The sequence below is a fragment of the Streptomyces sp. NPDC058619 genome (assembly GCF_042717785.1).
Classification (GTDB): domain Bacteria; phylum Actinomycetota; class Actinomycetes; order Streptomycetales; family Streptomycetaceae; genus Streptomyces.
Genome location: NZ_JBHXQN010000074.1, coordinates 1 through 25,228, shown reverse-complemented (window position 1 = coordinate 25,228; position 25,228 = coordinate 1). Strand labels below are relative to the sequence as shown.

Here is a 25,228-nt window from a genome sequence, read left to right as displayed (position 1 = left end):
CCCCAGGTCATTCGTTCGACAGAGGGGACACAGTCATACCGGGCCCGGAGGCCAGCGGCCCCATTGCAGGACCACGAAAAACATAACGGGGGGGGGCCGGATAGCCCAGCGGGGTTTCGGGCTACAGCCCTCGGGTCAAGGGTGTAGGGCCCGAGGGCCCCCTGCGTCTGGAGACGTGATGTCCGAGAAGAATCCGGTGAAGGCGGTCGCCGAAAAGATCGCCGACGTTATGCATGCCGGTCCGACCGCGGGACCGGAGGACGGCATCCCCGGCAAGCCGGCACCGGTTTCCCCGCAGCTCGTCGAGCCCACGACGCCGGTCGAACCGCTGCCGCCGAAGGCGGACCAGAGCGGCCCGGAGACGGTCAGCCCGACCGGGCAGCCCACCGGTGCGGAACAGGCCAGGATGGCGCAGAGCGGCGCGTACCTGACCACCGCGCAGGGCGTCCGCCTGCCGGATACGGACCACTCGCTGAAGGCGGGCCCGCGGGGGCCGGTGCTGCTGCAGGACCACCACCTGCGCGAGAAGATCATGCACTTCGACCACGAGCGGATCCCGGAGCGCGTGGTCCACGCCCGCGGCTCGGCCGCCCACGGCGTCTTCCAGTCCTACGGTACGGCGCAAGCCGTCAGCAAGGCAGCCTTCCTCGCCGGGGACGTCGAGACGCCGGTGTTCGTCCGCTTCTCCACCGTCCTCGGATCGCGCGGCTCCGCCGACACCGTGCGCGACACCCGCGGCTTCGCGACGAAGTTCTACACCGAGGAAGGCGTGTTCGACCTGGTCGGGAACAACATCCCGGTGTTCTTCATCCAGGACGCGATCAAGTTCCCCGACGTCATCCACGCCGGCAAGCCGCACCCGGACCGGGAGATCCCACAGGCGCAGAGCGCCCACGACACGTTCTGGGACTTCGTGTCCCTGCACACCGAGGCCACCCACCACACCCTCTGGAACATGTCCGACCGCGGCATCCCGCGCTCCTACCGGATGATGGAGGGGTTCGGCGTCCACACGTTCCGCCTCGTCAACGCCCAGGGCACCAGGACGCTGGTGAAGTTCCACTGGAAGCCCAAGCTGGGCGTGCACTCGCTCGTCTGGGAAGAGGCGCAGATCCTGGCCGGGGTGGATCCCGACTTCCACCGCCGGGACCTCTTCGACGCCATCGAGTCCGGTGCCTTCCCGCAGTGGGAGCTGGGCATCCAGACCTTCCCCGACACCGAGGACCAGATGTTCGAGGGGATCGACCTGCTCGACTCCACGAAGATCGTGCCGGAGGAGCTCGCGCCGGTGAAGCCGGTGGGGCTGCTGACGCTGAACGCGAACCCGTCCAACTTCTTCGCCGAGGTGGAACAGGTCGCCTTTCACACCGGCCACCTGGTCCCCGGCATCGACGCCACCGACGACCCGCTGCTGGCCGGGCGGATGTTCTCGTACCTGGACACGCAGCTCACCCGGCTCGGCGGCCCCAACTTCCCGCAGCTGCCGATCAACCGCACCCACGCGCCCGTCAACGACATGCAGCGCGACGGCATGCACCAGACGGCCGTGCACCGGGGAGTCGCCCCGTACAAGCCCAACAGCCTCGACGGCGGCTGCCCCTTCTTCGCCGGCGCCGACACCGGAGCGTTCATCGAAGTGCCGGTCGAGGTACCGGCCGGGCGCAAGGTCCGCGAGGCACCGGTCTCCTACGGCGACCACTTCTCCCAGCCCCGCCTGTTCTGGCTCAGCATGAGCCCGATCGAGCGCGAGCACATCATCGCCGCCTACACGTTCGAGCTGGCCAAGTGCTACGAGCAGGCCGTCAAGGAACGCACCCTGGCCGTACTCGCCAACATCGACCCCGAGCTGTGCGCCCAGGTCGCGGTCGGGCTCGGGCTGCCCGCGCCGGCCGCCACCGAGCCCCTCGCAGATGCCCGCCCGAGCCCCGCCCTGTCCCAGATCGGCCGCACCTGGCCCCTGGACGGACGGGTCATCGGCATCGTCACCGGCCAGGCCCTCGATATGACCGGCGTGCGCGAAGCCCGCCAGGCCGTCCTGGACGCGGGCATGGTGCCCCTGGTCATCGCCCCGGCCGGAGGCGTGCTCGGCGCCGACGGTGACCCGGTCACCGTCCAGCGCACCTTCGCCACCGCCCGCTCGGTCGAATTCGACGCGCTGGTGTTCGCGGGCGTGCCCGGACTGGGCGCCGACGCCTACGGCGCCCGCGACGCGAAGGCCGGAGCCCCCAAGCCGCCCGTCAGCGACCCGCGTGTCCTGGCTCTCCTCACCGAGGCCTACCAGCACGGCAAGGCCCTCGCGGGCTGGGGCGGCGCCGAAGTCCTCTTCGAGGCCGCCGGGATCTCCGTCGGCGAACCCGGCGTCACCCTCACCGAGGGTACCCAGGGGCTGCCGCAACTCTTGGAGCTGCTCGCAGCCCACCGCGTCTGGGCACGCTTCCCCGCCGCAACCTGACCCGCCGCGCGGCATGCCCCCCCCCCCAGGGGCCTCGGGGAGGGCGTCAGCGAGCCTCGGACCACCACGGTCCGGGGCTCGCCGCACGTCACCCGCGCCGTCTCCGAGACCCGTCGCCCTCCGTCAGCAGGACGCCCGCGTACGGCGGCGCAGGCCCTCAGCGGTTCCGTCCGCACATCCGGCGCACTCATCGTCCGGTCCCGTGAACGGGCTCACTCCGGGTAGACGCCTGGCATGACCCCCTTGCGGCCGTTTCCCCGTCCTCGCCGGTGTGGTCGTGGTCCCACCGCTGATCGGCCCCTTCCGGTACGGCAGCCGCCGCAGCACCCGGCGCAGAGCTCCCGCCCCGCGGTACAGGAGCGTGCGCACTCCTGGAAGACACCCGATCATGCTTCGGGTGGAGGCGGCCCGCGGTTCGTGGCACCGTCGACTCGGTATGCGGCCCGGATGCAGAGCCCCCGAGCATCCGGCCAGATGATCGCCCGAGCGTCGGATGAGTCGCCCGGCAGGGGGCAGTGGCGCGAAGCGGCCGACGGCCGCCGGCCCGCGAGCGGGTCACACCCATCACGGAGGTACCACCGTGGCCAGTACGGCTTTGACGTCGGGCACCCTGCCCGCCGGACTGTTCGCCCTACCGGGCGTCTACCAGCCGCAGGGCGACACCCGCCTCATGGCGGAAGCACTCGCTCAAGAAGGCCTGACACCCGGAGCGGATGTTCTGGAGATCGGAACGGGCACCGGTGCGCTGGCCCTCCAGGCCGCACGCCGGGGAGCCAGGGTCACGGCGGTCGACGTCTCCTGGCGCGCCGTGGTCACCGCCCGGTTGAACGCCGTCCGGCAGCGGCTGCCGCTGCGCCTGGTCCACGGCGACTTCGCCTCGACGGTCACCGGCAGCCGGTTCGACCTGGTCATCGCCAATCCGCCCTACGTCCCGGCCCCGGGAGCCGAGCTTCCCGTACGGGGGCCGGAACGCGCGTGGGATGCCGGCCGCGACGGCCGGGCGGTCATCGACCGGATCTGCATCAGCGCCCCCGACCTTCTGCGTCCGGGCGGCGTACTGCTCGTGGTTCATTCCGCCATGTGCGGAGCACGGGAAACCGTCGACCGGATGACCGCCGTAGGGCTGACCGCGGAGGTCACCGCCCGCGCGCTCGTGCCCTGGGGGCCCGTGCTGCGCTCCCGCCGAGCGTGGCTGGAGCAGCAGGGGCTGGCAGCCGAAGCCGAGGAACTGGAGGAGCTGGTGGTCATCCGTGCCCGGTACCTCTGACAGCCCCGAACACCACCTGGCGCCGCAGCCGTACCCACCCGTGGTGCGACACCAGCCACCGCCCCCGCGAACGACCCGCCCGATTTGGCGAGAACAGGATTCCCTCATGACCCCACCCGGCACCAGCACGACGGCGACCACAGCCGGACCGGCCCTGGCCGATCCGCGCGGAGAGCTCTCCAGCGCCGTCGTCCACGCCCTGCGAACCGGTGCCGCCCCGGTCTACCCACCCGGAGCGGTACGGCAAGGGGACCCGTGGGGCGAGGACCTCCACCTCGCGCTCTACCTCCTCTACGAGCTGCACTACCGGGGCTTCGACGAAGTGGCCGACGACCGGGAATGGGACCCCGACCTGCTGCGGCTGCGCCAGGCCATGGAGGACCGCTTCCTCAACGCCCTTCGCACCGAACTGCACGAAACCCCCCGAACCGTCGAGAAGGCCTTCGCACCGCTCCTCGTCGAACCCGTGGACCTCTCCGGCAGCCTCAGCCACCACCTGGAGAAGGACGGAGAACTGTGGCAGCTGCGCGAATACGCCGCGCTGCGCTCCCTCTACCACCTGAAGGAAGCCGACCCGCACGCCTGGGTCATCCCCCGCCTCACCGGCCGCGCCAAGGCCGCAATGGTCGCCATCGAATACGACGAGTTCGGGGCCGGCCGGGCCGACAACATGCACGCACAGCTCTTCGCGGACCTCATGGTCGACCTCGGCCTCGACCCCGCCTACGGCCGCTACCTCGGCCAGGCCCCCGCCCCCCTCCTCGCCACCGTCAACCTGATGTCCCTCTTCGGGCTCCACCGGGCGCTGCGCGGCGCGCTCGTCGGCCACTTCGCCTGCGTCGAGGTCACCTCCTCCCCAGGCTCCCGACGTCTCGCCAGAGCGATGCGGCGCTGCGGGGCCGGAGCGGCCGCGGAGCACTTCTACGCCGAGCACGTGGAGGCCGACGCCGTCCACGAACAAGTGGTGCGCCACGAGGTCATCGGCGGCCTCCTCGCCGACGAACCCGAACTGGAGGCCGACATCGCGTTCGGCTGCATGGCCACCCTCCTGCTCGAAGACCGCCTCGCCGACCACATCTCCGCAGCCTGGGCAGCAGGCGGCACCGCGCTGCTCGCCCCGCTCGCCGACCCGAGGGAGCCACATGCGGACTGAGCGGCGCTCCACCCGTGCGGCGCACGGGGCCGCGGGTCGAGGACTCCGGCACCCGCCGCCACCGTCGCACCCGCCGCCTGGCCTCCATGTGTCCACGGGCACGGTATCGACGCCCGGACAGCGCCGGACGGGGTGCTCCCGCGGCAGGGCCTGCCCGTACGAGCGCGGTCAGACGCGCTGGGCGCGGTGCAGCAGGGTGTGCAGGCCGGTGGGCCGCAGGGCCGCGCGGGCGGCGTTCGCGCCGGGTGCGCCGTGGACCCCGCCGCCCGGATGCGCGGCCGCGGAGGCGAGGTAGAGGTTCTTGACGGGGGTCTCGGGGCGGCCGGTGCCGGGCGTGGGGCGGAAGACCAGCTGTTGGTGGAGGGCGGTGGTGCCGTTGTTGATGGCCCCGTTGTGGAGGTTCTCGTCCATGGCCTGGAGGGTGGTGGGGGCCAGGATGCGGCGTGCGGCGATCAGCGTACGGAAGCCGGGTGCGAAGCGTTCGACCTGTGCTTCGACGCGGTCGGCCATGGCCTCCTGCTCGCCGGTGTCCCACCTGCCGGTGATGCGGTCCGGGCCCGCGTCGGCGGTGATGTGCTGGGGGAGGTGGGTGTAGGCCCAGGCCGATTCCGTACCGGCCGGTGAGCGGCTGGGATCCGTGGTGGTCATCTGGCCGAAGAGGGCGAACGGCTCGTCGGGGACGTGTCCCATGGCGATCTGCGAGGCGAAGCGGGTGAGACCGTCCACGCCGTCGGCGACGTGCACGGTGCCCGCCCCGGCCGCTGCGGGCGCCGTCCACGGCACCGGGCCGGTCAGGGCCCAGTCGACCTTGAACGTCGCGAAGTCCCACTGGAAGCGCTCCAGGTCCCGGACGAGGCGGGACGGCAGGTGCTCCTCGCCGACGAGGTCCCGGTACAGGGCGGGCGCGGAGGTGTCGGCCAGTACGGCCCGGCGGGAGTCGACGGTTTCCCCGCCGGCCGTCCTGACCCCGACGGCGGCGCCGCCGCGTACGACGACGGACGCGACGCGCTCCCCGCACCGCAGGACTCCGCCGCGGCGCTCGAAGCGGCTGACGAGCGCCGCCGTGAGGGCGCCGGCGCCGCCGACGGGCACGGGGAAGCCGTGGCTCTGGCCGAGCATGGACATGAGCCAGCCGAAGCCGCCGCTGCCCGCGGCCTCGGGGGACAGGTCGGCGTGGAGGGCGTTGCCGGCCAGCAGGAGACGGCCGCCCTCCCCGGCGAACTCCTCCTCGCCCAGGCGCCGCACCGGCAGGGCCAGCTTCCGGGCCAGCCGCAGCCCCCCGGAGGCCCGGAGCTTCGCGGCCAGCCGGAGCCCGGACCGGACCGGCGGGAAGGGCGTGAACAGGGCCTGTACGAGGTCCGGCCCGACCCGGCTCCACGTCCGGTACATGCTCCGCCAGGCCTCGGCGTCGGCCGCCGCGAACGTCGCGAGACCGGCGCAGGTGTCCTCCACGTGGCGTTCGAGAACGGCGCACCCGCCGTCGAGCAGGGGGTGTGCCAGCACGCTCGGGGCGCGGGTCCAGCGCAGGCCCTCGGCGGCGAGGTCGAGGCGCGAGAGCACCGGGGAGGCGGCCGCGAGCGGGTAGAAGGCGCTGAAGACGTCGGAGACGTAGTCCGGATGCACCCCGCGGTCGCTTCGTACGGCGCCTCCGGGCTCGTCCTGGGCTTCCAGGACCTCCACGCTCCACCCGGCGTCGAGCAGCAGGTTCGAGGCCACCAGGCCGTTGGGACCCGCGCCGATGACCACCGCGTCAGGCACGCCGTACCGTCTCGTGCTCGGGCTGCTCTTCGACGACCCTGGCCAGGCGGGCCAGCATGCCCCGGTGCCTCAGCTGGAGGGCCGCCTCGCTGACGGAGTTGTGCAGGGTCCCTCCCAGGCCGCGCAGCGGGTGTTCGTCGCAGACGACGAGGGTCTCCTCGCCCCACGGCCTGAGCTGGAGGAAGATCCTCGCCGTGCCGAGGGACTTGAATGCCGCCTCCAGCTCCAGCTCCTTGCCGGTCACCTGGTGGCGGACGGTCGTCGTGCCCTCCGCGGACCACGGCCCCAGCCGGATCGTGTAGCGCAGCCGGGCACCCGTTCCGGGCCAGGAGTGGTCCAGCGGCGTCGACTCGGACGGGCCCACCACCCACTCTCCGTAGCGGTGCGGGTCGGCCAGTACGGCCCAGACCGCAGGGGGCGAGCGGTGGATGAGCTGATGACGGACGGCCACGAGAACTCCTCTGACGACCGGGACGGTGGGGGTACCGAGCTCGGGGCCTCTGCGAGGCCCTGGAGTTCAGTGGCCGAGCGCGTTCCTGAGCTGCTGCTTGGTCATCGTCGATCGGCCCTCGACGCCGCGCTTCCTGGCCTCCTGGTAGAGGTCGTCCTTGGTGCGTTCGGACGGGCTGCCACCGCGGGACTTCTCGCCACCGCGCTGCGACGCGGACTTCCCCCGGGTGGAACTGGGGCTCGCGGTCTTGCTCTCGCCCGAACGGGCGCGTTCCTTGTTCACCGTGCGGGAGGCCATCTCCTGCGCCCGGTCCTCCGACATGCCGCGCTTCTCGCCCGACTCCTTGATGTGCTCGTACTGGCGCTCGCGCTTGGCACTGGATCCTCGCGGCATGACGCAACCCTCCATCGACGCTGATGTCACGGTCATGGTGCGCGTACCCGGATCGGGCCGCATCTCACGCGGGACCGGTCGGCATGCCCGCGCACGGGGAGCCGAGGGTGCGGGGGCCCATCGTGATCTGCCCGTGCGGGCCGCGGAGCGGTGAAACATCCGGTAGACGGGCGGGCGGGCGTGCGTGCCGGCTCCGGAGCGTGATCATGGTGTGGCGGGGTAGTCGCACGACGTGATCACTGTAGGCGTGGAAGAAGAATATCTGCTGGTGGACCCCTCCACGGCCGTGCCCTCACCAGCGGTGGAGGACGTCCGTCGCACGGCGGGGCTGGGGCCCTTCGCGGAGCGCGACGAGGTGCAGGACGAGCTGTTGCAGGCGCAGATCGAGGTGGCCACTCCCGTGTGCTGGGGCCTTGACGAGGCGGGCGGCCACCTGCTGCGCCTGCGTCATGCGGTCGCCGCGGCGGCCGAGGCGAACGGCTGCCGCATCGCCGCCACGGGTGCGGCGCCGCTGCGCGGTGCGCTGCCCGTACCGGTGACTCCCACACCGCGCTACTTGAAGATGGAGGGCGAGGCCCGGCAACTGGTCGACGAGCAGTTGATCTGCGGGATGCACGTCCACGTCGAGGTCCCCGATCCGGAGACGGGCGTCGCGGTGCTGAACCGGATCCGGGGGTGGTTGCCCACGCTCTTGGCCATGTCCGCCAACTCGCCCATGTGGGACGGGCGGGACACCGGGTTCGCCAGTTGGCGCACCATCGTCTTCGGCCGCTGGCCCGTCAGCGGCCCGCCGCCGCACTTCGGCGGTCTCACCGACTACGAACAGCGGTTGGACGCCCTGGTGGCCTCGGGGGTCATCGCGGACCGCGGTCAGGTGTATTGGCAGGCCCGACTGTCCGACCGCTACCCGACCGTCGAGGTGCGCTGCCTGGACGTCCAGTTGCGGGCCGACGACGCCGTCATGTTCGCCGGTATCGTGCGCGGGCTCGTCACCACGGCGATCGCCGAGGAGAAGTCGAGAGCGCCGCTGGCGGTGGTCGCGCCGGAACTGGTGCAGGCCGGTACCTGGCACGCGGCCCGGTACGGCCTGAACGGAACCCTGGTGGACGCCCTCGGTGTCCCGCACAGCAGCGGGGACGTGGTGGCCTCGCTGCTGCGGCACATCACCCCGGCCCTGGAGGAGGCGGGCGACCTGCGGGAAGTGAGTGCACTGGTCCACCGGCTGCTGCAGGGGGGCACTCCCGCCGATCGGCAGCGCCGTGCGCTGGCCGAGGGCGGGTTGCCGGGGCTGATCGGCCTGGTGACCGGCGCCGCCGTGACCGACTGACGTCCGGGCGTGGACGCTCGTGCCCGTCCACTCCGGAGCCGGCTGGTCCTACGACATGGGCCACGGCGTCTGCCCGGCCCCTCAGGGGGACCGGGCAGAGACGACTGCGGGGAGCCTCGCGGGCCGTCGCCGCGGTCAGGCGTGCCGGTGCGTGCGCCGGTTGCCGGTGACGAGGCGGTAGACGACGAGGAGGATGACGGAGCCGATGATCGCGGCGATCCAGGTGGAGAGGTCGAAGAAGCCGTCGATGGAGTCGACGCCGAAAATGACCTTGCCGAGCCAGCCGCCTAGCAGGCCGCCGGCGATACCGATCAGCATGGTGATGATGATGCCGCCCGGGTCCTTGCCCGGCATCAGCGCCTTCGCGATGAAGCCGGCAAGCAGCCCGATGAGGATCCAAGCGATGATGCCCACGATGTGTCTCCTGCCGTGTGGGACGAGGTCGGTGTCACGTCGCTTCTTCACCCGTCTCGCGCTTTGAAACGCGCGCCGGACGTAAACGGGACCTTCGAACCGGCGGGTAGGGCCGAAGGGCGGTTCCCGGCGTCAGGAGCAAGCAGAGCGGGCCGGTGACCGGCCGTCCTCCGATCGGGGCAGTTCCGGCAGGCCGCATGTGGGTGCGTGCTCGAAAGGGGGGCAGGCGCCCCCTGAAGCGTTCGAATGCCATTCACCAGGAGGAGCCTTGAGTGACTTCCAGAATGCGAACCGCCAGGACGACAGCAGGACGGCGGCGGTAACGCACACAGTTCAGGACAAGGCCGGTGAGAGCGCGTCGCTGGTCGGTGGCAAGGCCGCCGAAGTGGGCGGTACGGCCAAGGAACAGGCGGCGAACGTGGTCGGCGAGGCCACAGCTCAGGCTCGGGACCTCGTCGGAGAACTGCGTACCCAGCTGACGGGTCAGGCCGAGACCCAGACCCAGAGGCTGGCGGAGAACGTGCGTCGGCTCTCGCAGGAGCTGCGGGAACTGGGCGAGAACGGCAAGCCCGACTCGACCATGGCGGATGTGGCCCGTCAGATAGCCGACGGCGGACATCAGGTAGCCGCCCACGTGGAGAAGCGCGGCCCCGACGGCCTGATCAGCGACCTGCAGAGTTTCGCGCGCCGCCGCCCGGGTGTCTTCCTCGCGGGCGCGGCGCTGGCCGGCTTCGTCGTCGCGCGTGCGGGCAAGAGCGTGAGCGCGGCCGCGTCGTCGCCCGCTTCGGGCGGCTCCTCCGCGGACCCCGGCGCTCCTGCTCCCGCCGTCAGCCGGCCCTCCACGGGCTCGGCAGAGGCGAGCCCCGTGGGCGGGCCCCGACCGCAGCAGAGCGGTATCCCCGCCGGTTACGAGGACCCCCTCGACACGTACGGGCAGTCACAGCCGCCGCACGTCACCCCGACACCGCCGGCCTATCCGCCGGCAAGCCCGTCACCGTACGGCGGCCCCTCGCAGCCCGGGGGAGGGATCTGAGCATGGCCCTTTCCTCTCACGAACGACCGACGTCGCCCGCCCCGCCTCAGGCAACGCCCCCGGTGCCCCCGCCGTCGGCGGCGACGGAGCCGTCCATCGGCGACCTGATCGGGGAGATCGGTCAGGACCTGTCCCAGCTGGTCCGTGACGAGATCGAACTGGCCAAAGCAGAGATCAAGCAGGAGTCCGCCAAGGCCGGCAAAGCGGTCGGCATGCTCGGCGGAGCGGGTTACGCCGGACACCTGGTGCTCCTGTTCGGCAGTCTGACCGTCGTCTTCGCCCTGGCCAATGTGATGGACGCGGCCTGGGCCGCCCTGATCGTCACCGCTCTGTGGGGCGTGGTGGGCGGGGTGCTGTACGTGACGGGCCGCAAGCGCCTGCGCGCCGTCAACCTCAAGCCCGAGCAGACCGTGGAAACCCTGAAGGAGGACGCGCGATGGGCACGACACCCGACGAGCTGAGGACCGACGTGGAGTACCGGCGCGCGCACCTGGCGCGCAACGTCGACCTCCTGGCGGACAGGATGACCCCGAGCAAGGTGGCCCAGCGCAAGGTCGACGCGATGCGCCACCGGGCGAGCGGAGTGAAGGAGCGCGTGATGGGCACGGCACAGGACGCTACGCATGGCACTTCCGGGAGCCTGCACCAGGCTGCGGACAGCGTGACGGACACGGCCAGGGAGGTTGCTGGAAGCGTGCAGGACACCGTTCAGCAAGCCCCGGCCCAGATCAAGCGGCAGACCCAGGGCAGCCCGCTGGCCGCCGGTCTGATGGCCTTCGGCGCCGGCATGCTCGCGGCCGCTCTCCTGCCGACCACCGAGGTCGAGGAGCATGCGGGACAGCACATCCGTGACCATGCCGACGAGTTGCTGGAACCGGTCAAGCAGACCGCTCTCCATGCCGCCCAAGAGGTGCGGGAAGAACTGAAGGAGCCGGTGGCGGACGCCGTGGAAACGGTGAAGGGAACGGCTCAGGAAGCCGTGGCCACCACGACCGACCATGCGCAGCAAGCAGGCCAGGAGACGGCCGACGAACTCCGCCAGGTAGGGCGGGACACCCCTGCCGAGGTGCGTCACGACCCCGGCGCGCAGCGCCCTCCCGCGTAGCGAGGCGGACAGGGTGGGGGCCGGCCTCGGGTCTCGTGCCCGCCAGGCGGGCTCAGGGGCGAGAGCCCACGTTCCGTTCGGCATCCAGCGCGTTCCCACCCTGGTCCCGCGAGGACGACGGGCCCGGCACCAGACTCTGGTTCGGGCCCGCCGTCGGATTTTAACGGGGTTCTGCATGCTGGCGGCGAGCCTCGTGTCGGTCGCCGCCCTCGCCCGCGGTTTCGCGGGCGACTACCTCACGGCCCTCGTCTCGCTGCCGGTGGTCCTCGTCGCCGTCGTCTTCCTGGTCCTCCCGGGGCTGCTGAACGCGCGCGGCATCCGCGAGTCCACCCGGGTGAACACCCTCGCCACCCTGGTCGAGACGGGCGGTCTGCTGCTCTTGGTGGGGAGGAGCGGCTCTCGGCGTCCTCGTGCTGTGGCAGCGGCGCCGCCGGGGGCCGCTGTGGACGGAGCGCCCCTGCCGGACGGGGACGGGCGCCGCTGACCCGACGCGCACGACGGCCCGGCGCACGGGGTCCGCTTACGGGCCGCCGGGCCGGGCAGGCGCCTTGTATGTCGACCGCCCGTTCGGGCCTGCCCGACCGGTGCCGGGCCGAACCGGCACAGGAGTGCAGTGATGGCGTACGTGACCGTGACCCCGTGCTCTACGGAGAGCGAGGTACGGAACGGGAAGACCCCGTTCGGTGCCGTGCTGACGGCAGGTGCCCCATGTGCGGTCTGAGTGGTGAGGTGCGCTTCGACGGCGGCCGGCCCGACCTGGCCGCGGTCGAAAGGATGACCGATGTGCTGGAGCCGCGGGGACCGGACGGCAGAGGCGCGTGGTCGCAAGGTGCGGTGGCCCTGGGACACCGCCGCTTGAAGATCATCGACCTGTCCGAGCGCGGGGCGCAGCCGATGACCGACGCGCAGCTGGGCCTCACCGCCGCCTTCAACGGCTGCATCTACAACTACCGGGAGCTGCGCGCCCGCCTCGAAGGGCTCGGACACCGCTTCTTCTCCGACTCCGACACCGAGGTGGTCGTCAAGGCCTATGCCCAGTGGGGCCGGGAGTGTGTGGACTTCCTCGTCGGCATGTTCGCGTTCGCCCTGGTCGAGCACCACACTGGCCGCGTCGTCCTCGGCCGGGACCGGCTCGGCATCAAACCCCTGTACGTCTCCCGGGACGGCGACCGCCTGCGCTTCGCCTCCACCCTGCCCGCCCTGCTGGCGGGCGGGGGAGTGGACACCTCCCTCGACCCGGTGGCGCTCCACCAGTACCTGAGCTGGCACGGTACGGTCCCGGCGCCCCGCACCGTGCTGTCCGGCGTCCGGAAGCTCCCGCCGGCGACCGTCCGCGTGGTCGAGCCGGACGGCACCCACCGTGACCACTGCTACTGGCAGCCCTCGTACACCCGGAGCTCCGAGTTCGGCGGGGACCCGGTGCTCTGGCGGGAAGCGGTGCACGACGCTCTGCGCACGGCGGTGCGCAGGCGCACGGTCGCCGACGTTCCCGTGGGCGTGCTCCTCTCGGGCGGCCTCGACTCCAGCCTCATCGTGGCGCTGCTCGCCGAAGAAGGACAGGAGGGCCTCGCGACCTTCGCCATGGGGTTCGAGCCGGAGAAGGGCGAGGCGGGCGACGAGTTCCGCTACTCGGACCTGATCGCCCGCCGGTACTCGACCGACCACCACCAGTTCCTGATCACTTCCGACCGGCTTCCCGCCGCGCTGGAATCCGCGATCGGGGCCATGAGCGAGCCGATGGTCAGCCACGACGCCGTGGCGTTCCACATGCTGTCGGAGCAGGTCTCCAAGAAGGTCAAGGTCGTGCTGTGCGGCCAGGGCGCGGACGAGGTGTTCGCGGGCTACCACTGGTATCCGCAGATCGCCGCGGCCACCCGGGCCGGTGCGGACGAGGCGTACGCGGCCGCGTACTTCGACCGCACGCACACCGAGCTCACGGCCGTGCTGCATCCGGACTTCGCTCCCCGTCACGACGCCTCGACGGACTTCGTCCGCGCCCACATGGCAGCCCCGGGCGCCGAAAGCGCCCTCGACGCGGCCCTGCGCATGGACGTCCACGCCCTCATGCCGGACGACCCGGTCAAACGGGTCGACAACATGACGATGGCCTGGGGCCTGGAGGCGAGGGTGCCGTTCCTGGACCACGAGCTCGTCGAGCTGGCCGCCGCCTGCCCGCCCGGTCTGAAGCTCGCGCAGGGCGGCAAGGGCGTGCTCAAGGACGTGGGACGTACGGTCCTGCCGCGGGAGGTCGTCGACCGGCCGAAGGGCTACTTCCCCGTGCCGGCGGTCCGGAACATGGCCCAGCCCGTCCTGACCCGCGTACGCGCCGCCCTCACGGCTCCGGAGGCCCGCCGCCGCGGGGTCTTCGACCGGCGCTCCGTGGACCGGCTGCTGGCAGAGCCCAACGGCCATCGGACCAGACGCGGGGCCAACACCCTGTGGCAGGTGGCGTCCTTGGAGATCTGGCTCCAGACGCACGGCATCCACTGAGCGCGACATCCGGAAGTGAGATACCGGGAGAGGAGGCCCATGCCCCCGGAACGCGTGAAAGCCCTGGAGTACCGGTCGGGACCGCACCGCGGAGCCACCGCATCCGCCGGCGCGGCCCCGTCGGCCCCCGTGCCCGTCCGGATGCCGGGCCACCGCGGTGCCGACCCGCCGACCCTCCTCGCCGCCCACGGGTGCTGGTACCCGGCGGCCGACCCGACGGGGGAACACGTCGCGTTCATCTGCGACCGGGCCGGGGTGCCCCAGCTGTGGAGCGGCCCCGCACGCGGGACCGAAGCCCACGTGCTGGACGGTGAACCCGACCCGGTGTCGGAGGTGTCCTGGTCCCCGGACGGCCGCTGGATCGCCTACACCTCGGCGCCCGGTGGCGGCGAGCACACCCGGGTCCTGGTGGTGCGCCCGGACGGGACCGGACGACAGGTCCTCGCGGGCGCCGAACCCGGCAGCTCGGCCCACCTCGGGTGCTGGACGCGGGACGGCACCGCGCTCGCCGTCACGGTCGCCCAGTACCCGGTACCGCCCCTGAGCGGCGGCGGCGCACCGGCCGCCGGCCCCGGCGGGGCCGGCGGCGGGGGGCTCGCCGCCTACCTGCTCGACCCCGACGGAGCCGCGGCCCCGGTGCTGCTGTTCGGCGAGGAGGGAGCAGCCTCCCTGCGGGTGTGCGACACCACCGCGGACGGCCGCTTCGCGCTCGTCCGCCGCGGACCGCGCGGCCGGCGGGAAGCCCTCGTGCTCGACCTCGTCTCCGGCCGCACCACCTTCTCGCTGCACGTCGCCGACGGGGACCCGTGGATCGGCCGGTTTTCCCCCGACGCGCGGACGCTGTGGCTGCGCAGCGACGCGGAACGGGAATTCGCGGCCCTGCTGCGCGTGCGCCTCGACGCGGACGGCGCGGTGCAGGGCCTGTCCGTCGCCGCCGAGCGGGACGGATGCGGCCTCGATCTGCTGAGCGTGCCCGACCACGGCCGGTGGGCCGTCCTCGCCTGGAACGCGCACGGCGCGACCCGGTTGGAAACCGCGGGGCTTCCCCCCGCCTCCACGGACGACGGCGTCGGGCCGGCCCACCATCCTGTCCTGCCCCACGAGGTGGTGACCCGCATCGCGCCCGTCGAGCGCGGCGGGCTGTTCGCGGCCCTGTCGGGATCCCGGCGCCGGCCCGGCGTCTGGGAAGTGGACGAGGGCCTCGTGCCCCTGCGCACAGGCTGGTCGGCCCGCGACGAGGACGCGGTCCCGCCCGGGCGGCCCCCCGTACGACCGGTGCCCCTGCGCTGTCAGGCCCGCGACGGGCTGACGCTGGGAGGCTGGTACTACCGGGCGCCCGGCCGGGACGCGGGCCGGCCGGCGCCGTGCGTGATCCACCTCCACGGCGGCCCCGAGGAGCAGGAACGCCCCGTGTTCAACCCGCTCTACCACGAACTCCTCAGCCGGGGCCTGGACGTGTTCGCCCCCGACGTCCGCGGTTCGTCCGGCTGGGGCCGGTCCTTCGTGGACGCCGACCTGGGCGCCGGCCGGTTCGCGGCGATCGACGACGTCGCCGACTGCGCCGCCCGCGCGGTCGCGCTCGGGTACGCCGACCCCCTCCGGCTCGGCGTTATGGGCCGCTCGTACGGGGGATACCTCACCATGGCCGCCCTGGTGTGGCACCCGGAACTCTTCCGCACCGGGGTCGCGGTCTGCGGAATGTCGGACCTCGCCACGTTCTTCGCCGGCACGGAGCCGTGGATCGCCCGGTCGGCGGCCGCCAAGTACGGCCACCCCGAGCACGACCGGGACCTGCTGCGTGCCCTGTCCCCGATGAGCCGCATCGATCAACTGCGTGTTCCCGTGCTGACCGTGCACGGAGAGCACGACACCAACGTGCCGCCGGGGGAATCGGCGCAGTTCGTCCGCGCGGCACATGAACGGGGTCTGCCCGCGCGGCAGTTGACCTTGCGCAACGAGGGCCACGAGTTTCTGCGGGCGGACAACCGGCGGCTCTACCGGCGGGCTGCCGCGGACTGGCTGGAACAGCATCTCGACGGAGACCGGGGCCGGTAACCACGGCCGGCGGAGCCGGGCCGCGCCATGACCAGGGGCGCGCCGGCCGCCCGGATGTCCGTTTTGACCTCCCTTCGCGGGGCAGGCGCGCGGCATGGACCAATCGAAGGCGCCCGTACTCGACGACCGTACGTCCCCCCCAGGGCGTGGTGGAGGAGGCACAGGCGCTGACGGCGGAAGCCCGTCGGAGCCGACCACGCGGTCGGCTCACCGGGGACGTCCTGCGCGACGCGCGGACCGGGGTGGACGCGGGCATGGTCGTGCCCGACGCGATGGACACGGAGGTGAGGAGCGTCCGCGTACCGCGCGAGGGGTGACGGCCTCGGCGTACGACCCGCCGCCCGGTCCCGGGCTGACCGGCCTGTCGCCGGTGGCATCCGGGCGGCGACCACGATCATGAAACGCATGGCCCTCATCGAGCTGCCGGACGCGGACGCGGTCGAGAACTTCCTCTCGCGGAACAAGGTCGTCCTGTTGTTCGTCGGGTCCGGCCGCGATCAGCCCGCGGACGCCGTCCTGGCGTCCCTGTGCGCGCTGGGGCCCGCCGGCAGGGTCGCCCGGACCCCACCGGACGCAGGCGCGGCCGACGGCTGCTGACGCACTACCCCCAGACGGACCGGGCGTGCCTGGTCCTCGTCCAGGGCCTGGCGGTCCTCGACGTGCTGCGCAGCAGCGACGTCGAAGCCCACGGCGCCCGGTGGGCGCAGGCCCATTTCGCCGAGCGGTTCCTCACCCGCCTGGCGGACACCTGACCCCTCGGCCGCTCCGCCGCCGCCCCGCCGCGGGGCGGCGTCTCCCGCCGCCCTACCCCCCTGCCCCAGGTGCGTGCCCGCCCGGTGCCCAACAGACTGAAGGCGGTCAGCGCGACCTGCTGCGGTACGTCGTCTCCCCCTACCGAAGGAACACACCGTGACCGAACGGCAGCCCCCGCACGCTCGACCCGCCCGTGACATCCGCGTCGCCTCCGTCCCCGCCGGCCACGTGTACGTACGGCACTGCTCCGCCCCGGAGCCCGACGGCGTGCGGCGGCTGCGCGATCCCCGGCCCAACGGAGCCCCCAGTACGTCGCAGCGCTGGTGGCCGCCGGTCATGCTCGAACCCGACTGGGTGAACGCCCACCACGAGGACTTCGACGTCTTCCACCTGCACTTCGGCTTCGACGCCCAGAGCCCGGCCCAGCTCACCGCGCTCGTCGACACCCTCCGTCACCACGGGAAGCCCCTCGTGTACACGGTGCACGACCTCCGCAACCCCCACCAGCCCGACCCGGCCACCCACGACGCCGCCCTCGACGTCGTCATCCCCGCGGCCGACCACCTGGTCACCCTCACCCCCGGCGCCGCCCAGGCCATCCGCAGCCGCTGGAACCGGACGGCGACCGTACTGCCCCACCCGCACGTGGTCGAACTGTCCCGCCTCGCCCGCCCCCGGCCGTCCCGCGACCGGTTCCGCGTCGGAGTGCACGCCAAGAGCCTGCGGCCCAACATGGCCGTCCTCCCGGTCGTACGGGTCCTCGCGGACGCGGTGGCCGAACTCCAGGACGCCGAGCTCCAGGTCAACATCCACCGCGAAGTGGCGGATCCCGCCTCGGCAGCCCACGTTCCCCAGCTGCTGTCGGTTCTGGAAGAACTCGCGGACCGGGGCCGCCTCACCCTCACCGTGCACGACTACTACGACGACGAACAGCTCTGGGACTACCTCGCGTCCCTGGACCTGTCGGTGCTGCCCTACCGCTTCGGCACCCACTCCGGATGGCTGGAGGCGTGCCACGACCTGGGCACCGCCGTCGCGGCGCCGGACTGCGGCTTCTACGCCCAGCAGCGCCCTTGCCTGACCTACGGGCACACCCAGCGCGGGGGCCTCGACGAGGAATCGCTGCGCGAGGCGGTGCGCACGGCGTACGAGGAACGGCCCGCACCCCGGGCCACGGCGCAGCAGCGAACGCAGGAGCGCGACGACATCGCCGCCGCCCACCGTGCCCTGTACGCCACCACCCTGCGATGAGCCGCCTGCGGGTGGCCCTCATCGCATCGGCCCGCTTCCCGATCAGCGAGCCGTTCGCGGGAGGCCTGGAAGCCCATACGTGGTGGCTGGCGCGCGCCCTGCACCGGCGCGGCCACCACGTGGAGCTCTTCGCCGCCCCCGGCTCCGATCCGGAGCTGGGAGCGTGGGAACTGCCGGTGCGCCGCACCGTGTTGAGCGAGGCGGCCCGCTCCGACGCCAGCATGCCGAGCGTGACGTGGATGGAGGAGCACCACGCCTACCTGGGGCTGATGCTGGACCTGGCGCGGGACGGCGAGCACCGGTTCGACGTCGTCCACAACAACAGCCTGCACTACCTGCCCGTCGCGATGGCCTCGGCCCTGAGGGTCCCGGTGGTGACCACGCTCCACACGCCGCCCACCCCGTGGCTGGAGTCCGCCATCACGGCCCAGGACAGCTGCCCGGTGACGTTCACGGCCGTCAGCCGTTTCACCGCCGGCTCCTGGCGGCCCACTGTGCCCGCCGCCCGCGTCGTGCGCAACGGCATCGACATGGACTTCTGGAGGCCGGGCCCGGGCGGCGGTGACCTCGTGTGGTCCGGCCGCCTCGTCCCCGAGAAGGGGCCCCATCTGGCGATCGAGGCGGCCCGTGCGGCCGGGATGCCGCTGCGGATCGCGGGACCGGTATCGGACCGGGCGTACTTCGAGGACCGGGTCGCGCCGCTGCTCGGCGACGACGTGCGCTACGTCGGCCACCTGGACCGCCGGGAGCTCGCCGACCTCCTGGGCAGCGCGAGTGCCGCCCTGGTCACGCCCGGCTGGGACGAACCGTACGGGCTGGTGGTGGCCGAGGCGCTGGCCTGCGGCACGCCGGTGTGCGGATTCGACCGCGGCGCGCTGTCGGAGATCCTCACGCCCGACTGCGGCCTGCTGGCCCCGCCGGGAGACGTACAGGCTTTGGCGGAGCTCATCCCGCGGGCCGTCAAGCTCGACCGCCGCGACGCCCGCCGGCGGGCGGAGGAGTTCTGCTCCCTCGACCGCACCGCCGACGCCTACACCAGCCTGTACGAGGAGGTGGCGCGGTGATCGGCTACTACGTCCACCACCAGGGCCGCGGACACCTGCACCGCGCCGAGTGCATCGCCGCACACGTGCAAGGCCCGGTGACCGTCCTGTCCTCACTCCCCAAGCCGCCTTCGTGGAAAGGTGGTTGGGTGTCCCTTCCGCCGGACGCCGCCGACGACCCCGTCGACGCCACCGCCCGGGGACGCCTGCACTGGGTCCCCGCCCACCACCCGGAACACCGCGAACGCATGGGCGCCATCGCCGAGTGGATCCGGCGGGAGCGCCCCGCCCTGTTCGTCAGCGACGTATCGGTGGAGGCCGCCACCCTGGCCCGCCTCATGGGCACGCCCGTTGTGGTCGCCGCCATGCGCGGCGACCGCGGGGACGAAGCCCACCGCCTCGCCTACGACCTCGCGGACGCCCTCATCGCCCCCTGGCCGCAGTCCCTCCCCGAACCGGACTGGCCCGCGCACTGGCACGCCAAGACCCTGCACACCGGCAGCATCTCCCGCTACGACGGCCGCGGCGTCCGAGTGCGCGACGCCGACGACCGGCTCCGGGAGAAGGAGGTGGTGGTGATGCTGGGAGCCGGCGGAGCGGACCTCGCCACCAGCCAGATCCAGGCAGCGGCCCGGGCCACCCCCGACTGGTCGTGGACCGTCCTCGGCGGACCGCACAGCCCCTGGGTCGACGACCCGTGGCCGGTCCTGTGCCGCGCGAGCGTGGTCGTCACCCACGCGGGACAGAACGCCGTCGCGGAGTGCGCGGCGGCCCGCGTCCCCACCATCGTCATCCCGCAGGACCGCCCCCACGGGGAACAGCACGCCACCGCGCGCGCCCTGCGCGCGGCAGGCCTGGCGACCGTACGCGACAGCTGGCCGCCCCCGCACGCATGGGCGGACCTGCTGGGGACGGCCGCCGCCCGGCGGGACCGGTGGGAGTGCTGGAGCACCGGCGACGGCGCCCAGAAGGCCGGGCACCTGCTCACCGAACTGGCCGGGCGCCCCGGAGAGCGGGACGCGTGCGCACCGCGGTGATCACCCTCGCGGCCGGCCGGCACACCCACCTGCGCCTGCAGCAGGACGGCCTCGCACGCGGCACGCGTACGCCGGACCACTACGTGGTCGTCTCCATGGCCGACCCCGGAATCCAGGACGCCGTCACCGGCGGGAACCCGCGTGCGGACGTCCTCACCGTGCCGCTGGAGGGCGGGCGGCTGCCCCTGGCAGCCGCCCGCAACGCCGGCGCCGCACGGGCTCTCGCGGCCGGGGCGGACCTGCTGGTCTTCCTCGATGTGGACTGCGTCCCCGGTACCACCCTCCTGGACGGCTACGCCCGCGCGGCCCGGGACGGCTCGCTGCTCTGCGGCACCGTCGCCTACCTGCCGCCCCCGCCCGCCGACGGCTACCGGCTCGACGACCTGGCCGACATGGCTCCGCCCCATCCGGCCCGCCCCGCACCCGCGGAGGGGCAGGTCGTCCGCGGGGGAGACCCCCGGCTGTTCTGGTCGCTGTCGTTCGCCCTCACGGCCGGCACGTGGAAACGCGTCGGCGGGTTCTGCGAGGACTACACGGGATACGGCGGCGAGGACACCGACTACGCCACCACCGCGGCCCGGCGGGGAGTGGACCTGTGGTGGGCGGGCGGCGCCCCGGCCTACCACCAGTACCATCCGGCCGAAAGTCCTCCGGTCCGCCACCTCGGCGACATCCTCCGCAACGGCACCCTTTACAAGGCACGCTGGGGCACCTGGCCCATGGAGGGGTGGCTGCGCTCCTTCGAAGCCCGGGGCCTGCTGCGGTACGTCCCCTCCACCGACACGTGGTGCAGGCGCTAGGGGCGGGTTCCCTCGTGGATCCGGCTGCCGGGCGCGGGCCGCTTCGGCTTCGGCCCGCAGCGCGGCGATGCCCTCAGGCGTCCACGGGAGCCGGCCGGCCCGATCGGAGGTCGGCCAGGAGGCGTCCGGCATCCGTGAGGAGGGTGCCCTGCAGGGCGTGGAGGGCGGGGGAGGCCTCCGAGACCGTCCGTTCGTACCGCTGTACCCGGTCCAGCTCGGCGGCCATTTCGTCGAACTTCGCGTCGAGGAGGACCGGATCGCTGGGGGACTTCCGGCCGATCTCCTCCATCGCGGAGGCCGAGGCGCGCAGCACGGCGCTGAAACGGGCCCGGAACGAGCTGGGGAGGCTGTCGAGCTCCCCGCTGCCCAGGGCATGGTCCAGGGTCCGGGTCAGGGAGCGCAGGTGGTCCATGACGCGTTCGGCGAGAGCGAGGGCCTCCCGCGCGCGGGGGAGGGCCCGGTCCCTGTCGCTCACGATGTGGCGGGGGTTCATGCGGCTGTTTTCGATCTCGGCCTCGATCGTGTGCCGGATGCGCTCGCACTCGCCGGACAGCTTGCGCCAGTCGCCCCGCCAATGGCGCAGGTGCTCGCGGTCCGGATCGGTCGCTTCCAGGGTGTCCGCCAGATCGTCGAGACGGCGGGCCATCGCGGTGTAGAGGTCGGCGACGGCGCGTTGCCGGTGGTGGGTGTGCCGGGCGGGTGCGAGGACGAGGTGGGCGGCGAGGCCGCAGAGCGCGCCGATGACCACGGACGCGACCAGGTGGCCGATGTAGTCGATCCGGCCCTGACCGGAGGAGAACGCGAAGAAGCCGACGACGGCGACCTGGGTGCCCTGCTGTCCGAAGCCCCGCATCCTGCCGACACAGAGCGCCACGAGGGTGAGGAGGCCGAACGTCCACCCGTGGATGCCGGCCACGGCTGCCAGCGTGGCGGCCAGCGCGGCTCCCGTCGCCATGGCCAGCACGTACTGCAGGCAGTCGCGGACGGAGCGGTACACGGTCGCCTGGAGTGCCACCAGCGCGGTGAACGGTGCGAACGTCGAGACGGTCGGCGGCAGCAGGTAGCGGGCCAGCAGCCACGCCGCCGTGGCCGCGACCACGGTCTTGGCACCGAGGAGCACGTCGTCCCGCTCACTGCCCGGCTCCTTCACCGCTCGCCTCAGATGGCCTACCCGCGCTGCGGTCGCCGATCGGAACTTCTGTGACGCGTCCACCCATCCGGGCAAGACAGACCACCTCCTCGGGTCCGCGTCTGCCCCGCCGATCCGTGCTCACGCGCGGCGCGTCCACCGGGCCCGGTGCGCCTCGTCCATCAGGGGTTTCCCCGACGCATCGAGGTAGCGGAACCCGCGCCCGTGCCGGGCCCGTCCGAATCCCGGCCGCTACTTCGGGAGATGGCGATCCCCTCACGGGGAGATCGTGGACGCGGCGCTCGCAGGCCCGCACGCCGACCTGGTCGAGCCGCTCCGACCGGACGACGCCTCGTACTTCGTCGTCAAGGCACGCCACTCCGTCTTCCACGAGACCCCGCTCGCCTACCTGCTGCGCGCGCTCGACATGACGAGCCTCGTCCTGTGCGGGCAGGTGACGGAGCAGTGCGCGCTCTACTCCGCATTGGACGCCCACATCCGGCACCTCTCGGTCACGGTCGTCCGCGACGCGGTGGCACACATCCAGCAGGACCTTGCCGACGCCGCGTTGCGGTTGACGGAGGTCACCACGGCCGCGCGCATCCTGCCGGCAGCCGAGGCCCTGCGCTGAGAGGACGGCTCCGCCCGGGCCGCCGCGGGGGAGCGGTCCGCCCAGCTCGGGGACGTTTTTCGTCGGCCACCGGGGGGCAGGCGCGGCGCACGGGCCAGCCGAAAACCGCCCTGACACGGGAGACGTACGGCCCGGGCAGCGACACCAGGCGCAGCGAAGGAGGAGAGAGCCGTGCAGACCTTCCTTCCGTTCGCATCGTTCCAGGCCTCCGCAGCCGTGCTGGACGCACGCCGACTCGGAAAGCAGCGGGTCGAAGCCGTACAGGTACTGCGCGGGCTGATCGTCCCGGGTTACGGCTGGCGCAGGCACCCGGCCGTACGGATGTGGGCGGGCTACGAGGAGGCCCTCGTGCGCTACGGACTGGACGTGTGCGCGGTCTGGACGGCGGAAGGGCGCAGCGACACCTGCGCCGCCACGCTGGTCCGGGACTTCCGCGCCTGGCTGCCGGGCGCGCGGACGAGGACGCAGGAGCAGCTGGCCGCGGACGGCGACCTGCCACCGTGGCTCGGTGCCCCCGATTTCCACCGCAGTCACCAGTCCGCACTGGTGCGCAAGGACCCCGACTTCTACGGCGGGCACTTCCCTGACGTTCCCGACGACGTCCCGTACGTCTGGCCGGCATCCGACCGTGACGGGGGCGTCCAGGAGCCCTGAGGCGCAGGCGCGCCGACTCGGCGGGAGCCGGGTCCCCCGCCTGCCTGCCCTCCGACGAAACACCGACGCAACCTCGGCAAGCCCTGGTCGTTGGGCTCATACATTCTGGCGCGCGACGGAAGCGAGACCAACGTGAGTAGCCCGACCGGCCTGTCACCCCAAGGGCTGCAAGCCCTTCAGCACGTGAAGGACCGCCGTGACGTCAACACCGTGATTTTCCGCTTTGCGCAGACGCCGTGTGACCTGGTGGTCGAGTTGGAAGGCAACCTGACCCACGACGAGCTGCTCCACGCGCTTCCTCCGGACGCGGCGCGCCTGGTCGTTCACGAGCTGGCCTTCGCGACCCGCGAGGGTGCACGCAGACACGAGACGCTGCTGATCCTGTGGGTGCCGGCGGGGGCCGCCGGCCAGGAGGAGCTGTGCACCGTCGGCTGCACGGCCTTGAAGGAGCACCTCCCCGATGTCCGCGTTCATCTCACCGCCAGGCAGGCCGGCCAGCTGGAGTACGGGATGCTGGTCGCCCTGGTGGGCTGAGAGGGCGCATGGTGTACCACCGGCGCGCAGGCCCCGGCCCCCTGCCGGGAGCAGACCCGCGCTTCGGGATGCCTAGGGCACCGTCGCCCCGGGGCCGAGTCGGATCACCTCAGCGCTCTGTCGGCTCCTCGGCCTCTTCGACACGATCGGGGTCGGCCGGCGGTGCGCTGGATCCGGTACCGGTGCGGGAGGGCGCGCCCGGTGCGCGACCGTGCTCGTCGACCTCGGCACCCTGGTCCGGCAGTTCGGGGGAGGTCCGCTCGGGATCATGTGCTGGCGTGCCTTCGCGGTGCTTCACGTGCTGCTCCTCGTCCGTGCTCGTACTGCGGTGGTGGCGAGGTCCCCGGCCGGGCCGGTGCCTGCCGGCCCGGGGCGTGGTGTGCTCAGACCTCGCCGCGCCAGGAGCCGGTTTCGGCGCCGCGGGTCTCGATCCACGCCGTCCATGAACTGGGGGAACGTCTCGAACTGCGTCCACTGGTTGTAGGCGGTCCGTACGGGAACGTCGACCTCGATGGACTCTTCGACCTGCGACATGAACGGCCTCTTCCTCGTGGGGACTGCCGACTGGCCGTCGGCGGAGGGCGCGATCAAGATGGCCCCTCCCCACGCTGCTGCCCGCCGAACGCCGGACCATGGCCGCCAAACAGGAAAGAAAAGCATCCGTGACAGCGCATCTGCCCGCGCCACGGACCGCGCCCGCGTCATGGTCGGCCGACCGGGCCGTCTACAGCACGCCGTCACAACGAGGAAGATCCTCCGGTACGGTCACCGGGAGCCCCGCGACGTGAAGGAGACCCGGCATGGCAGCGCAATCGGTCGAGACCGAGGTACGCGCGGAGGTGATCGTGGTCCGCCCGAGCGGCGAACTCGACGTGGACTCGGCGCCCGCGTTGCGCACGGCACTCCTCGGGGCCCTGAACCGTACCGGCGGGCCCACCGACGTCGTCGTCGACCTCAGCCGCGTCGAATTCTGCGACTCCTCCGGGCTGAACGTCCTCATCCGCGCCGGGCTGGTGGCCCGCGACTCCAAACGCACCCTCCGCCTGGCCGCCCCCTGCGCCCAGGTGTCCCGCCTGCTGGCCGTGACGGGCGCCAACAGGACCTTCGACATCGACCCCACCGCCCCCTAGCTCTAGGGGGTGTCCGCCGCCCGCCCCGCTCCGGCGGGCCAGGGGCGAGCCCTGAGGCTCCCTGCTGACGTCCCCTGCTCGGGACGGGCGACGGGCCAGGCCGGCAGCCCGTCCACGGGAGCGCGGAACGCCCCGGCCCCCCGCGGTGCCGGCAGCCCCGGCACGTCCGCCGCCCGGCCGAAAACCGGTCCCGAGGAGGCCCGGCTGCCGTCCGCCGGGTGCCAGCTCGCCGGGGCGCGTACGGACTGCTCGGGGTAGTGATCGCGTCATTCGTGGGAAGGAGAGCCTTCAACCTTTGGAGGCTGATGTGACGCGGGACCGGTTCGGACTGGCTGATGTGCTGGCTGCGGCGGAGGGTGCCGCGCCGG

At 72.7% G+C, this 25,228-nt stretch carries 25 protein-coding genes and 2 pseudogenes; 20 read left to right on the top strand and 7 right to left on the bottom strand.

Annotated elements, in window-relative coordinates:
• The first annotated feature begins 178 nt into the window (after positions 1–178).
• The 3 genes from ACFWTC_RS35295 to ACFWTC_RS35285 all read left to right on the top strand — a co-directional run bounded on the left by ACFWTC_RS35295 (position 179) and on the right by ACFWTC_RS35285 (position 4,872).
• Positions 179–2,452: a catalase gene (locus tag ACFWTC_RS35295; RefSeq protein ID WP_383921439.1), complete on the top strand. Its 2,274-nt coding sequence runs from the start codon at positions 179–181 to the stop codon at positions 2,450–2,452.
• Between the two features lie 580 nt (positions 2,453–3,032).
• Positions 3,033–3,719 (top strand): HemK2/MTQ2 family protein methyltransferase, encoded by a 687-nt coding sequence (locus ACFWTC_RS35290; RefSeq protein ID WP_383921436.1) that lies wholly within the window; start codon positions 3,033–3,035, stop codon positions 3,717–3,719.
• A gap of 106 nt (positions 3,720–3,825) precedes the next feature.
• A complete protein-coding gene (locus ACFWTC_RS35285) occupies positions 3,826–4,872 on the top strand; it encodes an iron-containing redox enzyme family protein (protein ID WP_383921434.1) in 1,047 nt (348 codons plus the stop codon).
• Positions 4,873–5,040: 168 nt separating this feature from the next.
• Here ACFWTC_RS35285 and ACFWTC_RS35280 read toward each other — a convergent pair whose 3' ends face one another.
• The 3 genes from ACFWTC_RS35280 to ACFWTC_RS35270 all read right to left on the bottom strand — a co-directional run bounded on the left by ACFWTC_RS35280 (position 5,041) and on the right by ACFWTC_RS35270 (position 7,474).
• A complete protein-coding gene (locus ACFWTC_RS35280) occupies positions 5,041–6,630 on the bottom strand; it encodes a phytoene desaturase family protein (RefSeq protein WP_383921431.1) in 1,590 nt (529 codons plus the stop codon).
• Positions 6,623–7,081 carry an SRPBCC family protein gene (locus ACFWTC_RS35275; RefSeq protein ID WP_384029970.1) on the bottom strand — a complete coding sequence of 153 codons (459 nt, stop codon included), beginning with the start codon at positions 7,079–7,081 and terminating at the stop codon, positions 6,623–6,625. Before ACFWTC_RS35275 ends, ACFWTC_RS35280 begins: the two co-directional genes overlap by 8 nt.
• 66 nt (positions 7,082–7,147) lie before the next feature.
• Positions 7,148–7,474 (bottom strand): plasmid stabilization protein, encoded by a 327-nt coding sequence (locus tag ACFWTC_RS35270; RefSeq protein WP_383921426.1) that lies wholly within the window; start codon positions 7,472–7,474, stop codon positions 7,148–7,150.
• Positions 7,475–7,706: 232 nt separating this feature from the next.
• Here ACFWTC_RS35270 and ACFWTC_RS35265 point away from each other — a divergent pair, with 232 nt between their 5' ends.
• Positions 7,707–8,801 carry a glutamate--cysteine ligase gene (locus ACFWTC_RS35265; RefSeq protein ID WP_384029968.1) on the top strand — a complete coding sequence of 365 codons (1,095 nt, stop codon included), beginning with the start codon at positions 7,707–7,709 and terminating at the stop codon, positions 8,799–8,801.
• A gap of 135 nt (positions 8,802–8,936) precedes the next feature.
• Here the strand turns inward: ACFWTC_RS35265 and ACFWTC_RS35260 are convergent, their stop codons facing one another.
• Positions 8,937–9,215 carry a GlsB/YeaQ/YmgE family stress response membrane protein gene (locus ACFWTC_RS35260; protein WP_383921421.1) on the bottom strand — a complete coding sequence of 93 codons (279 nt, stop codon included), beginning with the start codon at positions 9,213–9,215 and terminating at the stop codon, positions 8,937–8,939.
• Between the two features lie 268 nt (positions 9,216–9,483).
• Here ACFWTC_RS35260 and ACFWTC_RS35255 point away from each other — a divergent pair, with 268 nt between their 5' ends.
• From ACFWTC_RS35255 to ACFWTC_RS35200, 12 genes are all read left to right on the top strand, one after another.
• On the top strand, positions 9,484–10,248 hold the full coding sequence (locus tag ACFWTC_RS35255) for a hypothetical protein (RefSeq protein WP_383921417.1): 765 nt from the start codon (positions 9,484–9,486) through the stop codon (positions 10,246–10,248).
• Between the two features lie 2 nt (positions 10,249–10,250).
• The gene (locus ACFWTC_RS35250; RefSeq protein ID WP_383921414.1) at positions 10,251–10,709 is read left to right on the top strand and encodes a phage holin family protein; all 459 of its coding nucleotides are present in this window, start codon (positions 10,251–10,253) and stop codon (positions 10,707–10,709) included.
• Complete coding sequence (locus tag ACFWTC_RS35245; protein ID WP_383921411.1) at positions 10,685–11,353, top strand: DUF3618 domain-containing protein; 669 nt, start codon at positions 10,685–10,687, stop codon at positions 11,351–11,353. Before ACFWTC_RS35250 ends, ACFWTC_RS35245 begins: the two co-directional genes overlap by 25 nt.
• Before the next feature lie 175 nt (positions 11,354–11,528).
• Positions 11,529–11,837 (top strand): hypothetical protein, encoded by a 309-nt coding sequence (locus tag ACFWTC_RS35240; RefSeq protein WP_384029966.1) that lies wholly within the window; start codon positions 11,529–11,531, stop codon positions 11,835–11,837.
• Between the two features lie 224 nt (positions 11,838–12,061).
• Entirely contained in the window at positions 12,062–13,843 is a 1,782-nt protein-coding gene (locus tag ACFWTC_RS35235) for an N-acetylglutaminylglutamine amidotransferase (RefSeq protein WP_383921405.1), read from the top strand.
• Between the two features lie 39 nt (positions 13,844–13,882).
• A complete protein-coding gene (locus ACFWTC_RS35230) occupies positions 13,883–15,898 on the top strand; it encodes a S9 family peptidase (RefSeq protein WP_383921403.1) in 2,016 nt (671 codons plus the stop codon).
• A gap of 146 nt (positions 15,899–16,044) precedes the next feature.
• Positions 16,045–16,215, top strand: a complete 171-nt coding sequence (locus ACFWTC_RS35225) for a hypothetical protein (protein WP_384029964.1) — start codon at positions 16,045–16,047, stop codon at positions 16,213–16,215.
• Between the two features lie 88 nt (positions 16,216–16,303).
• Positions 16,304–16,495, top strand: coding sequence for a hypothetical protein (locus ACFWTC_RS35220; protein WP_384029962.1), 192 nt, complete (start codon positions 16,304–16,306; stop codon positions 16,493–16,495).
• 312 nt (positions 16,496–16,807) lie between these two features.
• On the top strand, positions 16,808–17,902 hold the full coding sequence (locus tag ACFWTC_RS35215; protein WP_383921396.1) for a glycosyltransferase family 1 protein: 1,095 nt from the start codon (positions 16,808–16,810) through the stop codon (positions 17,900–17,902).
• The gene (locus ACFWTC_RS35210) at positions 17,899–18,966 is read left to right on the top strand and encodes a glycosyltransferase (protein WP_383921393.1); all 1,068 of its coding nucleotides are present in this window, start codon (positions 17,899–17,901) and stop codon (positions 18,964–18,966) included. Before ACFWTC_RS35215 ends, ACFWTC_RS35210 begins: the two co-directional genes overlap by 4 nt.
• Positions 18,963–19,982 (top strand): glycosyltransferase, encoded by a 1,020-nt coding sequence (locus ACFWTC_RS35205; protein ID WP_383921391.1) that lies wholly within the window; start codon positions 18,963–18,965, stop codon positions 19,980–19,982. Before ACFWTC_RS35210 ends, ACFWTC_RS35205 begins: the two co-directional genes overlap by 4 nt.
• A complete protein-coding gene (locus ACFWTC_RS35200) occupies positions 19,967–20,782 on the top strand; it encodes a galactosyltransferase-related protein (protein WP_383921389.1) in 816 nt (271 codons plus the stop codon). Before ACFWTC_RS35205 ends, ACFWTC_RS35200 begins: the two co-directional genes overlap by 16 nt.
• A 73-nt stretch (positions 20,783–20,855) precedes the next feature.
• Here the strand turns inward: ACFWTC_RS35200 and ACFWTC_RS35195 are convergent, their stop codons facing one another.
• The gene (locus tag ACFWTC_RS35195) at positions 20,856–21,932 is read right to left on the bottom strand and encodes an aromatic acid exporter family protein (protein WP_383921386.1); all 1,077 of its coding nucleotides are present in this window, start codon (positions 21,930–21,932) and stop codon (positions 20,856–20,858) included.
• A gap of 235 nt (positions 21,933–22,167) precedes the next feature.
• Between ACFWTC_RS35195 and ACFWTC_RS35190 the strand changes: the two are divergent.
• The 3 genes and pseudogenes from ACFWTC_RS35190 to ACFWTC_RS35180 all read left to right on the top strand — a co-directional run.
• A pseudogene (locus tag ACFWTC_RS35190) lies at positions 22,168–22,542 on the top strand (isochorismatase family cysteine hydrolase); the annotation flags it as partial.
• 171 nt (positions 22,543–22,713) lie between these two features.
• Entirely contained in the window at positions 22,714–23,196 is a 483-nt protein-coding gene (locus ACFWTC_RS35185; RefSeq protein WP_383921383.1) for an MSMEG_6728 family protein, read from the top strand.
• 132 nt (positions 23,197–23,328) lie between these two features.
• A complete protein-coding gene (locus ACFWTC_RS35180) occupies positions 23,329–23,730 on the top strand; it encodes a hypothetical protein (protein ID WP_383921380.1) in 402 nt (133 codons plus the stop codon).
• A gap of 109 nt (positions 23,731–23,839) precedes the next feature.
• On the opposite strand, the gene ACFWTC_RS35175 is transcribed toward ACFWTC_RS35180, so the two are convergent.
• Positions 23,840–24,028, bottom strand: coding sequence for a hypothetical protein (locus ACFWTC_RS35175; protein ID WP_383921378.1), 189 nt, complete (start codon positions 24,026–24,028; stop codon positions 23,840–23,842).
• A gap of 104 nt (positions 24,029–24,132) precedes the next feature.
• Positions 24,133–24,264, bottom strand: a pseudogene (locus ACFWTC_RS35170) (SRPBCC family protein); the annotation flags it as partial.
• Between the two features lie 266 nt (positions 24,265–24,530).
• Between ACFWTC_RS35170 and ACFWTC_RS35165 the strand changes: the two are divergent.
• Positions 24,531–24,860: an STAS domain-containing protein gene (locus tag ACFWTC_RS35165; protein ID WP_383921375.1), complete on the top strand. Its 330-nt coding sequence runs from the start codon at positions 24,531–24,533 to the stop codon at positions 24,858–24,860.
• The last annotated feature ends 368 nt before the right edge of the window (positions 24,861–25,228 follow it).